The 13,843-nt window shown below is 40.6% G+C and carries 14 protein-coding genes and 1 riboswitch; of the genes, 7 read left to right on the forward strand and 7 right to left on the reverse strand.

Annotation, left to right across the window (positions count from 1 at the left end; genetic code table 11):
- Positions 1-154 precede the first annotated feature (154 nt).
- From BGP15_RS14170 to BGP15_RS14180, 3 genes are all read right to left on the reverse strand, one after another.
- Positions 155-895 carry a MauE/DoxX family redox-associated membrane protein gene (locus BGP15_RS14170; RefSeq protein WP_286769898.1) on the reverse strand — a complete coding sequence of 247 codons (741 nt, stop codon included), beginning with the start codon at positions 893-895 and terminating at the stop codon, positions 155-157.
- Between the two features lie 401 nt (positions 896-1,296).
- Positions 1,297-2,385 carry a hypothetical protein gene (locus BGP15_RS14175; RefSeq protein ID WP_286769899.1) on the reverse strand — a complete coding sequence of 363 codons (1,089 nt, stop codon included), beginning with the start codon at positions 2,383-2,385 and terminating at the stop codon, positions 1,297-1,299.
- Positions 2,382-3,077: a hypothetical protein gene (locus tag BGP15_RS14180; RefSeq protein WP_286769900.1), complete on the reverse strand. Its 696-nt coding sequence runs from the start codon at positions 3,075-3,077 to the stop codon at positions 2,382-2,384. Before BGP15_RS14180 ends, BGP15_RS14175 begins: the two co-directional genes overlap by 4 nt.
- A 423-nt stretch (positions 3,078-3,500) precedes the next feature.
- On the opposite strand from BGP15_RS14180, the gene BGP15_RS14185 reads away from it, so the two are divergent.
- On the forward strand, positions 3,501-4,529 hold the full coding sequence (locus tag BGP15_RS14185) for a hypothetical protein (RefSeq protein ID WP_286769901.1): 1,029 nt from the start codon (positions 3,501-3,503) through the stop codon (positions 4,527-4,529).
- A gap of 31 nt (positions 4,530-4,560) precedes the next feature.
- Positions 4,561-4,869: a hypothetical protein gene (locus BGP15_RS14190; RefSeq protein WP_286769902.1), complete on the forward strand. Its 309-nt coding sequence runs from the start codon at positions 4,561-4,563 to the stop codon at positions 4,867-4,869.
- A 16-nt stretch (positions 4,870-4,885) separates the two neighbouring features.
- On the opposite strand, the gene BGP15_RS14195 is transcribed toward BGP15_RS14190, so the two are convergent.
- Positions 4,886-5,512: a DKNYY domain-containing protein gene (locus BGP15_RS14195; RefSeq protein ID WP_286769903.1), complete on the reverse strand. Its 627-nt coding sequence runs from the start codon at positions 5,510-5,512 to the stop codon at positions 4,886-4,888.
- 163 nt (positions 5,513-5,675) lie between these two features.
- On the opposite strand from BGP15_RS14195, the gene BGP15_RS14200 reads away from it, so the two are divergent.
- The gene (locus BGP15_RS14200; RefSeq protein WP_075993880.1) at positions 5,676-5,981 is read left to right on the forward strand and encodes a hypothetical protein; all 306 of its coding nucleotides are present in this window, start codon (positions 5,676-5,678) and stop codon (positions 5,979-5,981) included.
- A 30-nt stretch (positions 5,982-6,011) separates the two neighbouring features.
- Here BGP15_RS14200 and BGP15_RS14205 read toward each other — a convergent pair whose 3' ends face one another.
- Complete coding sequence (locus tag BGP15_RS14205) at positions 6,012-6,275, reverse strand: 5-oxoprolinase (RefSeq protein ID WP_070567048.1); 264 nt, start codon at positions 6,273-6,275, stop codon at positions 6,012-6,014.
- A 66-nt stretch (positions 6,276-6,341) separates the two neighbouring features.
- Positions 6,342-6,435, reverse strand: a riboswitch (SAM-I-IV-variant riboswitch).
- Positions 6,436-6,645: 210 nt separating this feature from the next.
- Here BGP15_RS14205 and BGP15_RS14210 point away from each other — a divergent pair.
- From BGP15_RS14210 to BGP15_RS14225, 4 genes are all read left to right on the forward strand, one after another.
- Complete coding sequence (locus BGP15_RS14210) at positions 6,646-7,416, forward strand: DUF3050 domain-containing protein (protein ID WP_088162597.1); 771 nt, start codon at positions 6,646-6,648, stop codon at positions 7,414-7,416.
- A gap of 264 nt (positions 7,417-7,680) precedes the next feature.
- A complete protein-coding gene (locus BGP15_RS14215) occupies positions 7,681-8,958 on the forward strand; it encodes a TolC family protein (RefSeq protein WP_088162596.1) in 1,278 nt (425 codons plus the stop codon).
- Positions 8,958-10,019, forward strand: coding sequence for an HlyD family secretion protein (locus BGP15_RS14220; RefSeq protein WP_286735364.1), 1,062 nt, complete (start codon positions 8,958-8,960; stop codon positions 10,017-10,019). The genes BGP15_RS14215 and BGP15_RS14220 overlap by 1 nt, the downstream gene beginning before the upstream one ends.
- Positions 10,019-11,596 carry an efflux MFS transporter permease gene (locus tag BGP15_RS14225; protein WP_286735365.1) on the forward strand — a complete coding sequence of 526 codons (1,578 nt, stop codon included), beginning with the start codon at positions 10,019-10,021 and terminating at the stop codon, positions 11,594-11,596. Before BGP15_RS14220 ends, BGP15_RS14225 begins: the two co-directional genes overlap by 1 nt.
- A gap of 70 nt (positions 11,597-11,666) precedes the next feature.
- Here the strand turns inward: BGP15_RS14225 and BGP15_RS14230 are convergent, their stop codons facing one another.
- Positions 11,667-13,043, reverse strand: a complete 1,377-nt coding sequence (locus tag BGP15_RS14230) for a HAMP domain-containing sensor histidine kinase (RefSeq protein WP_088162593.1) — start codon at positions 13,041-13,043, stop codon at positions 11,667-11,669.
- Positions 13,043-13,723 carry a response regulator transcription factor gene (locus tag BGP15_RS14235; protein ID WP_088162592.1) on the reverse strand — a complete coding sequence of 227 codons (681 nt, stop codon included), beginning with the start codon at positions 13,721-13,723 and terminating at the stop codon, positions 13,043-13,045. The genes BGP15_RS14230 and BGP15_RS14235 overlap by 1 nt, the downstream gene beginning before the upstream one ends.
- Positions 13,724-13,843: the final 120 nt, after the last annotated feature.

The raw sequence follows: 13,843 nt of genomic DNA on the forward strand, positions 1-13,843 counted from the left end.
TTAACCTGATCCTCATCTTGAGGATTACCATGGAAGTAAATAGTCACAGGATCTAATTTTTTTCCTGCATAAGCCTCAGCACCTTTAAATGCTGAGAATCCGATAATCATGGCTCCGCCTAATATCATGTAGCCATAATTGTTTAAAAATTTGGTTAGCATGTAGCTACCCTCCTTTCTGTATTGCAAACCAGTAATTGATTAGTAAAGCTGCCAGTTTGCAAACTTTTGGTAAATAATTGTCGGTACGGTCCTGTGTACCGATCGTATGTAGATACCAGCAGACCTTTTACATTGCTGCTGGCAGTATTGGGCTGTTGATAGTCGTAAATGCTATCTGGTGCGTACCAAATATCCTTTGACTTCGTATAGTGGATATTACAGTAACTGATGGTTCCCATTGCCATAAAGCCTATCAGGAATAATGCGATATTTGTTCGGCCTGTTAGTGCCCGCTCGCCGTAGTTGATCGTCTTACGATGCAATCGCCATCCGGTTATCGATAGGCCAAGAATAATGAGATTAAAGATCAAATGTGCTGTCCAGGAAATATTGCTCAAAAAACTGGTGCACATGCAAGGTTTCTTGTCGTATACATTGAGGATGCCAAGACCGATATATATACTAAAAACGAGAATCAGTATGGTCGAAACTTTCCATCCCAGGGCACTCAACCTAGCTGATGGTATCGCTAGCAATACGCCAACACCAATTTCCATAAGCGGAAGTAGCCAAAAGAGTATTGGAGCCAGAGAACTGATCACTGGCTGCTGCTCCAGGGCAATCTTGAATGCACCGAGCTGCCAGAGTTTATCCATCCCCACATAGACCCAAAAAAGTATCATTGCTGCCCGGATGACCTTATATATAATGTTGCCAGTTTTATTCGCTTCCATAGCCTTTATTATTTGTATTGCAGTATTTATTATTTCTTTCCCTTGTTATATTATTTTTCCTCGTTTCAAAAACAGGGCGCCGTACCTGTCCCTCCAGTGGATACAGCGGCCTGCCTGAGCGTCAGCTTCTACTTTCTCGTACGCTGTAAAACAAAGGTAGTATGGAAAATAGGCCGGCGTAGGTGTAGCGAAATGGTTAATTTGGAAAGTGCACCTGGCTCTATTCGATTTAAATAAAGACTGGGATGTAATGAAGATGTATTATGCGGTAAAAAGATCAGCGGGGAATTCTTTGTAAAACGGTCGGTTTTAGCTTATTCAGGACTGTTTTTGATGGGTAGAATGAACACGTTTAGGAGGTGTAGCGGTGGCATACCCCCTGTTTTTTAAATTTTTATGTTTTATTTATTTAAGTCAGGAAACTGTCTATTCAGTTCGTCAAGCATCGTATTCAATACCTTGCGGATACGGAGCGCTGTATGAAACTCGGCGCTTTTGTCCATCCGGATCAGGCTATGCGCAGAAAGTAAGGTGCCTTCCCTCGTTTTGACGAGCCTGGAAAATACCTCAGCAACTTCTTTTTTCTCTGACGACCACATAATGTTCGCTTTTACAGATATATGCATCCAAAGTTTGAGCTCTTTGCCATTAAAATTGCTTTGAATAAATTGTTGGGGATAATCCTGCATTGTTGCTGATGGAGAGATTTTTTCATCCTCCATGTACCCGCGCATCAACTTGAGCAAGCTCCTACGGTTGCTATCATATGCAAAGTCCGGGATACAGGAGAAGTGTTTGGGGAAGCGTAACAAGGCATCCATAAAGGATGGGTCTGAATTGTAAAGTTCTTTCCAGCGATTGAAGAAGCCCATGTGGTTAAAATTGAAATTGACCATCAGAATCAAAAAGCGGTAATGCCAGTTTTTACTCTGGCGCTTGTCTTCAGCCAATTGGCAAAGTGATTCGATCATTTTGGTTAGGTAGTCCTGATGTCGGTATTGAATATAGGGAATCTTGCCATTTTCAAATAGGCTGTCCATACCCGAAAGGATCTCGGTGAGATAGGCTTTAGGTATGCTTTTCTGAGCCAACTTATCCAGAATATAGGGCATATGTTCGTATACATATTCATGCAGCCTCAGATAATAATGCTTTGGCAGCGGCGTACAGGGATCAATATCTTTTTTAAAGAGCTGTTCGATTCGCTCAAGTAATTCTTCTAGGGCAAATAGCGCTGCAGAACTCACAATTTTACGCACGTTACAGAAGCTATACAACAAAGAGTGTAGCCGCAACAATTGAGTATGGTAAATTTGGATAGCCTGACGGGCATTATTTACCTGAATAATCTCCCGATGGGCTTGTAGTGCCAATGCAAAATTAGTATTGCAGGCCTCGGCGATCTCACCCAAATGGTTTGGAATATCTTTGTTATCAAGATAAACCAAAGCTTCTATGAGCGTTGTCAGCTTCTGTAAACTTACGATCATCTGTACCTCCTTTTGATATCTTTATGGTACCACGGCCAGCCAAATCTCCCGGGATGCATCTGAAGTATGAGTGAATCTCCTTCGTTGGTCTGTTCATGTAGTTGGGGATTGACATTAATCGAAACTTTTTCTTCCTCACCTTCATAATTGAACGAAAACCATAGTTCGTATAGGTCACAGCAAGCAGGGCATTTCTGGATAACAATGGCGGGTATGCGTACAGCTTTTGCATTTGGGATATGCTGGCAATTAGCCATGATCAGCAGCATACGGATATACCAGGTACATGCAATGATCATGATGGGAAATTGGATCCCATAAAGTTTGAAAAGGTCTGTCTTTCTCCAGAAAAACAGATGTGCCATCGCGCAGATGATAAAGGCTGTCGGTATGCCCTTTTTTACAGCTGTCCAAAAGGGTTGTGAGCTGATCAGCAGCTGGTAGGGAAGGCGGTCAAATAGTGCTATGCTGCTGACCTGAATACAGACAAAAAAGATAACGAAAAGCTGCATGACGCGTTCTTGGCCACGCATTTCCAGAAATGGGATAAGAATGATCATTGCCCCGATGCTATAGACGCGCTCGCTATGTGTCCGGGCCCAGAAAATCCCATATAAGGTAATCAGTACAGCAATTGCAATAAATACATAATTGCGGCTAAATGGCAGTCTAAATTTCTTTATTGTCCTCATGATTTATGGTTTAATAATCAGTGAAGTTTTACGCTTTAAATTTACCCACTATAGCATGAAATTTCAGTGAATATCCCAACCATTTCAATAAAGGCCAATTTTTTACAATGAGTGCTGATTTCCTGACAGCGAAGGAGGATTTTCTATCAACAAAGAGTTAAATTTTCATCCGGAAGGGGAATTATTTGAGCCATAAAACGATACAAAGGCATTGATTTAAGTGAGTTGGACATTGTTTAATAAATAATTGGCTAAATTTATATAACAAAAATTTCTTCGACAGGGGAGTTTTTAAGGAAGTTCTCCAGTACTAGGAATTTATGTAATGCCGGATAAACTTAATAGGTGAAAGATAGATTGGAAGAAAGTATAAATCTGATAAGTATGTAAATTTTAATAGCGTTATTAAAATGTCGTTTGTACATGAAAAGTTTTAGCAAAAATAGATATCAGGATAATAGAACATTGACGGTGCAGTATCCCGATGGGATCTGGCAGTTGATTGCATCTTTCATTTTTGGAGGATTCTGTTGGTATCTGGGCTATCGGGGCGCCTTGGCGGAATGGCTTTTAGACTGGCCGGTCACCTATAGCTATCTATTTTTTGTATTGATGGTAGCGATTATTTTCTTTTATATAAGATTGGTTATCATTATATTGGACAAAAAGCAGAACTGGCTGGTTAACCCCGAAAAACGCGCCGGTATGCAATTATTTTTTTGCTGCATACTTCCGACACTTTTATTGTTCTGGATCATTGGCCCAGATCCACAGGCGAAGGATGAATGGCTGCTGTTTCCTTTAATGGTCATATTTAGCGGCATTTTGGTCCTGAATATGTCCTATACAGTTTATTTCTATGTCGCTGTTTACCACAGGCAAAAACTCATAATTTTTGAACAGAAAGAAACTATCCTCCAGCAAGAATTAAGAACGAGAGATCTCCAGGAGCAGATTGAGCTGCTTTCTCCGGGTATCGAAGAGCTGAAAGAGATCCTGGAAACAGCAGGGGAAGATAGAGATGTGGATTCCATGGATGAAATAGATTTAACCATGTGCAGATCCATGGATCTGGAACAGGAAGTATTCCTGCTCAATAATAAAATCTTGTCCCAAAAGATATCCTATAAGGATATCGGGATTTTTACTTATAAAAATGGTATAGTCAGCCTTTATTTAAGAACTGCGATGGACGAAAATCTGACTTGTGGTGAGCAGCGCAGCTTAAAGGAAGTTGTTAATATCACGAAGGGATTTGTACAGAAGATTGACCGGGATAAAGCCATACCCTTGGATATGATCCAAGCTTGCCAGCAACTGAAACGGGGCCGATTGCGTATCGTGCTCAAAATACCTTTTGAGGGACGGTACTATTTTGAGGTGTCCGACAAGATTGCAAAGCATATCAGGGAATGGGTCATGTTGCAGGTGCCAATAGAAAAAGAGCAATAAAATATATTAGGTAAACTTTAATAGATAGATTATGGAAAAAGTAAGGGACAATACCTGGAAATGCCGAGCTACTGGTAAAGTTGGATTTCCTTCTTTAATTGAGGCGCAATGGGCAATGCTTCACTTTAAGTTCAGATCCCGGATGAGAAACAAACTGGATGGTAAACGTATCAAACACAGGATGGGTAAAGACGCCTGCAAAAGGGCCTATTATTGTAAGTTCTGCAAAGGTTATCATATTACCACCTGGGAAAAAGGTCACTTTAATGATTATAAGGCCAAAGCCGAATCCTGGGAGATACCGAAAGTATTAGGAAATTGGAATTATTCGATAGAATAATCCCGTGGTCTATTTTCTATTCCAATTTTTTTCCTCTATAATATTCATTCCAGTTATCCTTCGCATAACCTTTACCCAGATATTTAAATGTGAAAGCAGTTGCATCCTTTATCTCTTGACCAAAATAATAGACTTTCCAGCTATCTTTACTGTATCCGTCACCGAGAAGAACAAAGCTTTGGGCGGATACATTTTTTATTTGATTGCCTCTATAATAAACATTCCAGCTGTCTTTGGCATATCCTTCATCCAGTATTTTAAAGCTGGGCGCAGAGACATCTTTAATCTTAACGCCACGATAATAGGCATTCCAACTATCTTTGGCATATCCCCAACCAAGTGATTGGAAAGAATGTGGCGATACATCTTTAATCTTAACGCCACGATAATAGGCATTCCAGTTGTCTATTGCATAAGCATTGCCGAGGTCTTTGAAAGATCGTGCATCGACACCTTCGACCATCTTATCCCTGTAGAAGATCCGGTTGCCTATGTTGACATAATCGTTTTCTCTGTCATGTCGAAACGTCGTCTGAGACGTAGATCTTTTATTGTGACGACCTTGTTGAGCAATACTTTTCCCCAATATACATAGCAATGCAAAGGAAATAACAAGCATATTTTTTAAGTGGATAAAGGCCATAATGTATCTGTTTTATAATATGATATTTATATTGAATCCCTCCTTTATGACCAAGATAATTCACCGAAGGTTTAATCATTTTATCATTTTATTTCTCGTTATCCTTATCCGTTTCAAATGCAACTATTTTGGAATCCAAATATTTTTTTGTATATTGCTGGTTATGAGTTTTAAAGAAAAATTAGAGAACTGGCGCACGTCAATCAATCGCGCCGGTAGTGGTGAGGAATTGTATATTTTGCTTTTGAACTATAAAAGGTTTATCAACAAAAATTGGGTGGACGATTTTGGCGATCCGGGCAACTGGAAATCGGAATTAAATCAGGTCATCAGCAAAGTAAGAAACAAGGTGGATGTAGCAGATATCAGAGCCTGCCAAGATTTATCGTCCTATCAGGACGATGCCCGGCAGACCGCACATTCACTCAATCATACGTTAAAATATCATCACTCATTGACAAAAGGGTAGGCTAGGCCTACCTTTTTTTGCCGATAACGATTACTGTAAAGGAATCAGGACATTCTGTTCCAAGCGTACAGGGACATGCTTCACCGAGGTAAAACCGTCTTCCTTGGAAATGATGTTGGAAAGATCCAGTCCTCTTTTGGAGAACGTACTGATCAAAGCTGTTCTAAAGGTTGCTTTGGCTGAACCCCAGCCTTGTCCTAAAATCGTGTCATTGTTGAGCTGGATCAGTTCATCTGTTGAGTAATAACTGAATTTTTCCAGTAAGTGTTGGTAAAGATTTGTTGTAGTAGCCATACAATTTAAAAATTTAAAGGATTAAACCATAAACTGTATCCAGATCTTGTTGGGAAAATAATCGTTCTGTGACGTTTATTTTGGTCGAAACCCGTATTAATTTACCACCGCGGTGCCTCCACTCGGTTGGTATTGCATCATGCAATTCTGAATACTCTACAAATATAGTAGATTATTTTTTATAATAAAAAATATTTTTGTTTTTAAGGGTAAATGAGCGCTAACAACAGGAATAGGGAGGTCAAAAGCGAGGCGCGTTGTTGGCTGTGATTTGGTTATGAAGCGGATAGCTGGGCGAAAAATTTATCATGTTACTGTAATCTCATCGAAAATACTTTTAAAAACAGAGATAAGACAATACTTTTGCGCCATGAATAGAATTGCGGAAATTAACGAATACATTGCTGCCGAACGCGAGGTATTATTGCAACACCCTTTGTATCGTAAGATCAAAACGATCAAGAATCTACGTTCTTTTACAGAAGGGCATGTGTACGCTGTATGGGATTTTATGTCTTTACTAAAAGCTTTACAGATTAAATTGACCTGTACGACTTTACCTTGGTTTGCGAGTGAGCATCCATCAACACGCTATCTAATCAACGAAATTGTATTGGCTGAGGAATCGGATGAATACATTGATGGCCGCCGTTTGAGCCACTTTGAGATGTATCTGGACGCCATGGATGCCATGGGTGCCGACCTTCATCTGGTCAACAAATTTATTGCTCAAGCCAAAAAATCGAACAACATATTCGATGTCATTGCAACGACCACATTGGACAAGCGGATCAAAGACTTTTTGAATTTTACATTCGAAGTGATTGCTGAGGGCGAGGTGCATAAAATTGCCGCAGCATTTACATTTGGACGCGAAGATCTTATCCCGGGAATGTTTACCTCTATTTTGGAAGAGATTAAAACAAACTTTCCTACAGCCAATCTGGATAGCTTTATTTATTATTTTCAACGCCATATTGATCTTGACGGCGACGAGCATGGACCGTTGGCGATGCAGATGATCACAGATCTTGCCAAGGACGATGAGGTTAAATGGACGGAAATGAAAGAGATCAGTAAAATTGCGCTACAAAAAAGAATCCAGCTGTGGAATGCAATAGAAGATTCCTTATATGGATAATCTATTATTATACCATCGAGAAAGGCCTTTCAAATCACGATTTGAAAGGCCTTTTTTATGTGCTGTAAAAAAGGATATTGTAAGGACTTATTGGCAGATATTGGTCTTTTTGTTTGAATTGATGAAAAAATGTCTTTTTTCCATAACATATTGGCGTTTGTGAAGAAATCCAAGTTCCAATAAGTGTCTAAGTTTGCAACGCAAAAAAATTACATAGCACACGTGAACTTTTTTCCTCCCTATTGGGCAAAAGGCATACTAACCATGGGATTGTTAGTATGCGCTATTTCGGACACCTTCGCCCTCGATTCTTTGCGCATGTCCCTGAAAGACATGATCGACAAAGCGCTACAGAACAGTAAATACATCGAGCAGTCTTATTTGCAGCTCAAAGAAACTGAGGTGGCAGTACAGCAGCAACGCATGGAGTTGCTGCCCAAGATTTCCGCCAGAGCTTCTGCTAGTTATGCAAGTAATATGCCTGTGTATGACCAGGGTCTTTTAAATAAACCTTCCCAGCATGATATCATTCATTACTTGTACGATAGCGGCCTGGATTTTTATCTGAACCTCTACAATGGGCATCGGGACCTAATGAAAATTGAGTCCAAAAAATTGGAAAATGAGCTGGCCAGAATCGATTGGAAGAATGCCGCAGCGCAGACGAAATTGGAGGTTTGCAATCTTTTTTTGGATTTGGAACTGTCGTATAGTAACCGATCTTTAATTGAGCAGGATATCGCTGATCAACGGGCACAGCTCAGGGAGATTGAGCATCTGTATAAGGCGGGTGTTGTATTGCACAGTGACGTCTTGCGTATTTCGTTGGAGCTTTCGAAGCGGGAACTGTTGCTCGTGCAGATCGGTCATGATATTCAGGCTGCAAATCAGAAGCTGCAGCTAATTGGTGGTATTACTGCGGAGATTGTGCCCCTGCCCGAGCAGTTTCAGGTGGAAAACCCCAGCTATGAAGCGCTTGTTGCCGAAGCGCGAAGCCATGCTTTTTCCCTCCTAAAATCCGAACAGGAAGTGGTTTTGAAGAAGTTGTCGGTCAAACAGGCGCGATCAAATTATCTTCCTGAGTTGGGTTTGACCAGTACATTCACCTTTGCCAATCCACAGGTTTTCTTGTATCCCTATAATCCCAGCTGGTATAATCTGAGTATCACAGGGCTCAAATTAAACATACCGATCTCGGCAATTTATCTCAATAAAAACGTGGTGCGCGGAGCACAGATCGCATTGGATCGACAAGAGGTAAAACACCATCATGAAGAGGAGATTCTGGAAAATCAGCTTTTACAGGCCTTGTTGGATTATCAATTGGCTATTAAGCAGCAGGAGGTCTGTCAAAACAATAAGGCGTTGGCGCAGGAAAATGCACGAATTATAAAAAACAGGTATTTTAAATCATCGGCTTTGATTACAGATCTATTGGATGCTGATATGCAATACCTAAAAACACTTTTTGATCTTGAAACCGCACATATTGCGATACAGAAACATTATTATTTTATCGAATTTTTGAAGGGTACTATCTAATGAAACCTAAATCACGAAGAACAGTTGTGGAGGCACAACTCACTCGAATCACCAACTGGTTGGCCGGAATTGTCTTGTTGGCCTTGTTGTTATGGGGCGCTCAAGCATTATGGATGCGACTGCGGTATACCTACACAAATGATGCACAGGTAACACAGTATATCAATCCCATTGTTTCTCGGGTAGGAGGATATGTGGTTTCTGTGCATTATCACGATCATCAATTGGTTAAACGGGGTGATACCTTGTTGCTTATAGATAATAAGGAATATAAATATGAGGCTGATCAGGTAGCTGCATCCGTCAATAAGGAAGCTGCAGAGATCAATGTTCTTCATAGTCAAAAGGAAATTCTCCAGGCGGAACATGAATCTTTACGGACCTCAATTGCTGCCGGGGAGGCTCGGGTAACCAAGCAACAGTTGGAATATGATCGCTATAATTATTTGTTTCAGGAAAAGTCTGCAACGGCACAGCAACTGGAGGATGTAAAAGCAACGTTGGATGTGTATAAGAGTGAGCTGGCTTCGTTAAAGCATAAATTACAGGCTTCACAGGAGCGTGTGCATGATGTGGATATGAAAAAAGGTGTGGTCGATGCCGAACGTGTTCGTTTGACGGCTGCTGTCGGCCGTAAAAGGCTTGATGTTGGGTATACCGTTATTCGTGCACCTTACGATGGGCAGATTGGCAAACGCACGATTGAAAAAGGTCAAATGATAAGTGCTGGCGAAGTTTTAGGCTTTATCGTCAATAGAGAAACCCCAACCTGGGTAACGGCTAATTTTAAGGAAACACAACTGCGTTATTTGCATCTTGGCAATAGGGTTGAGGTGGTGGCTGATGCGTATCCGGATCAAAAATTTTATGGAAAAATTATTTCCATCTCCCCGGCTACAGGATCTGCATTCTCCCTTTTGCCACCAGATAATGCAACGGGCAACTTTGTGAAGATTGTACAACGCGTACCTGTGCGCATTGAGCTGGATAGGCAAAAGGGAGCGCAACAGCTTCTTTCGGGAATGAATGTGAATGTGTCGGTATCAAAAAAGCAGAACTAGTGAAAGGAATTTTTAAAGAATGGGTACCGGAGTGGTTGATCAAGCTTATCCTGTTTAGCAGCTTGATGCCGAGTATGGTCTTATTTTTCCTGCCAGGTGCAAATACAAATGTCACCGCTGGATTTTACGGTGCCCAACCCAGTGATGTTCAGTTCCTGATCATTTTGTTTTATGCTGGTTTTGTTGGATTCTACGTTTTAGAACGACGCTTTTTTTTATACTTTCCCATCAAGCAGTACTACATTATTTTTAATCTTCTGCAGCTATTGAATTGCTTTTTGATGTACAGCATCACCGATATCAGCTGGGTATATGGCCTGCGCTTTTTCCAAGGGATGTTGTTTGCTTCTGCCGTAAACTTATCGATCTCCATGATATTCTCACGGTTGAAAAGCGATCGGGCTAAGGAAGTAAGTTATGCTGTCTTTTTTGGTATGTTACTCTGCAGCTCCCCATTTAATACTTTCGTCACGGCTGAATTTATCGATTCATTCAATTTTGATCAGCTCTATCTATACGCTGCCTTATCATTTGTACCGGGTTTATTGCTCATTATGCTGTCGATGCGCTCTATACGGCATATACGCCCTTACCCTTTGTTTTCATTAGACTGGGCAAGCTGTATTTTCTATAGTCTTGTGATCGTCAGTTTTGGCTATTTAATGGTGTATGGACAAGAAGTTTATTGGTTTAACGATCAACATATGCTGATCATATTAGGGGTAGGTCTAGCGTTGCTTATTCTTTTTATTGTTCGGCAAATGGTGCTCAGGCGTGTGTATGTTCATTTGGCGATTTTTAAAAACAGGAACTTTCTCTTGGGCTTATTGATTTTGTACATGATGTATATCGAGCGCTTCTCCTTGACTATCTCAAATCAATATCTCGTACAGGTTATTCAACTCGATCCTATTCATTTGTCCTATATCCAGTGGTTTAATATTGCTGGTATTGTCGCTGGTGTTCTAGGCTCATTGTATTGGATGCTTGGGCAACGCCCCGTAAAATGGATCTGGATTTCGGGCTATTGTTGCTTGCTGCTGTTTCACCAATGGATGTTTTTCTCCTTTGAGGGGCAGGGTAATGATGCGCATTTTTGGATACCCTTAGTTTTACATGGACTCGGAGTAGGGATTATTATGGTACCCACCATCTTATTTTGCATTACCAGTGTCAGCCCTCAATTGGGGGCTTCTGCTGCTGCGGTCTGTCTTGCTATCCGATACCTGGGCTACACGAGCAGTATCGGTTTGCAGAATTTTTTCAAGTTGTTTGAATATGCCCAGCACCAGCAGGTTTTTAGGGACCAAACGGAAGTGGGCAATCCCTTATTTCGGGAGTACCTGCAGCAGGAATCTGTCAGCATTTTGCAGCATGGACTGCAGTATAAGGAACATACGGCAGCCTTAAAGCTCGTTGCTGAGCGGGTCAAGATCCAATCCTTTGTGAGGTATGCCATGGATTATTATGAGATCATGTCCATGATCAGTATCAGCATACTTTTGCTGATACTGATTTCGCCTTCCTTGAAAAGCATGTATAAAAAGTTGAGAAAAAACAGAATTTCTCCTGCTTAGCTGACAGTGCTACATTTTTCCTTTACCACAATATGCTGGTTAAGAAGACTTAAAAAAAAATAGCATGCTATCAGGATAGGGAACGATGTGAGATATCAATGCTAAAAACACTTCCAACGCCTTTTGCCGAGCGGACGGTGATCTCGCCTTGATGGAGAAGCACGATTTTTCGGGTAAGCGATAAACCAATACCATTTCCCTCGCTATAATCTTTGTTGCTTCCACGATAGAATGGTGTGAATATATTGGGCAGATCGACTGGGTCAATGCCTATTCCGTCATCTTTAAATTCCAGCTGAATTCTATTTTCATCTGCTTTGATAGCGATTAGGCATTTTTGATTGGGTGAAAATTTACAGGCATTTTCAATGAGGTTGACAAAGGCAACCTGCAATAGATACTCATTTGCATTGATGGATAGAAGTTTTTCATCTTCAATCGCCGGATCGACAAAAATGTCGAGTTTATAATTTGGACTTGACTGGAGAACCTGCTGACATGCATCAATTAGTATTTCGTCTATACGTAAGGTTTTAAACGCGATTTCAGCACTGTCATAACTTGCTTTTGCAAAATCAAGTAAGCTATTAAATAACTTCTTCAGTTTCTGTGCATCATTTAGCGTATTGTCGATGACAGTTTTATACTCCACTATGCTGCGGTCCTTATTGGCAGAAATCTCGAGTTCTGCAATCATGGCGGCCAAGGGTGTTCTTAGCTCATGCGAGATATTGGAGACAAAATGCTTTTGGGCATCAAAGGAGTTCTCGAGACGGTCGAGCATCGCATTGAATGTGCTGGCCAATTCGGAAAGCTCGTCTTTATTTCCGCTACTCGTAAGCCTAGCATCCAAACTTGTTGCAGAAATGGTTTTTACACGTTGTGTCATTTCCAGGATAGGTTGAAAGACCTTTTTGGAAAAGAATATTCCTGCCGCATAGATCAGAAATATAGACAAAATGAAAACCAAAAGAATAGTAGATAATAGACTATTGAGTTTATTGTAGCCGTATTGATCATAAGCCGCGGCTGTGATGATGTAAGTTTTGTCTTTATATGGAAAGGTTATGCCGATGACCTGCCATTTTTCCTGATAAAATCGTATCTCTTTATTTTTGAGAATATCCTGCAGCATGGCTGGTGTCTCTTTGACAAAATCGATATCTACGGCATCATGATACAAGAGATCAAAACGGGTGTCGTAAATTGCAACCTCGACTTCGTTGAGGATTTTTCGGTTGTTGTGGTAGATATCTTCTAAGGTCTTTTTGTCAACTTTTGCATTCAAAAAAAGGTTTGCTTTGGTGTAAGCTTCTTTTTTCAATAGGGCGTAAAATTCTCTTTCCCGATTCTCTACCGCTGAAAAATATACTGTACAGGCAAATACCAGCAATATGGTGGCTGTAATCAGCGTGAACAATATGGAGATTCGTGTCCTGATTCGCATTAGTCTTGTTTTAGAATAAAGCCCATTCCGGATTTAGTATGGATATATCTGGTCGCAAAATCTTTGTCGATTTTTTTACGTAGATAGTTGATGTAAACATCAATGAAGTTGGTTCCGGTGTCGAAATGCGTTTCCCATACTTTTTCAGCAATTTCCATTCTGGAAAGGACACGCTCGGGATTTTGCAATAAATAATGGAGTAACTTGAACTCTTTGGGGGTCAAATGGATTTCGGTATTATTCCTTTTGACGCTTTTGGTATGGAGGTTCATTTCCAGGTCTCCATAACGCAAAATTGTTCCTGTGAGTGTATCTTGTTTTTGATATCTTTTGAGCAGGACTCTGATGCGGGCTAGGAGTTCGCGCATTTCAAAAGGCTTGACCAGATAGTCATCCGCTCCGGCGTCAAACCCCTCAATTTTATCGTCTGTAGTTCCTAATGCTGTTAACATGATAATGGGAACATCGGGTTTGATATGACGAATTTCTTTGCAGAGATCCAATCCATCCATCTTAGGGAGTACGATATCGGTTATGATAAGATCAAAGTCGTGTTGTAAGGCCATTTTCTTTCCAGATATGCCGTCGTAGGCAATAGCTGTTTGAAATTCATTTTCATCAAGTCCGCGTTTGATCAATCCTGCGACACGTACGTCATCTTCGACTAGGAGAATCTTCATATAAAGAAAAACGTTAAAAACTTCGATAAATCGAAATTTATCTATGATACCAAATCATGGGCCATCCATGCATTGTCCCTACAAATGTATCAAACTAAGCTAAATTTACACGGATATGCA

Origin of the sequence: Sphingobacterium sp. 40-24, assembly GCF_001899705.1 — a bacterium.
Taxonomy (GTDB): Bacteria; Bacteroidota; Bacteroidia; order Sphingobacteriales; family Sphingobacteriaceae; genus Sphingobacterium; species Sphingobacterium multivorum.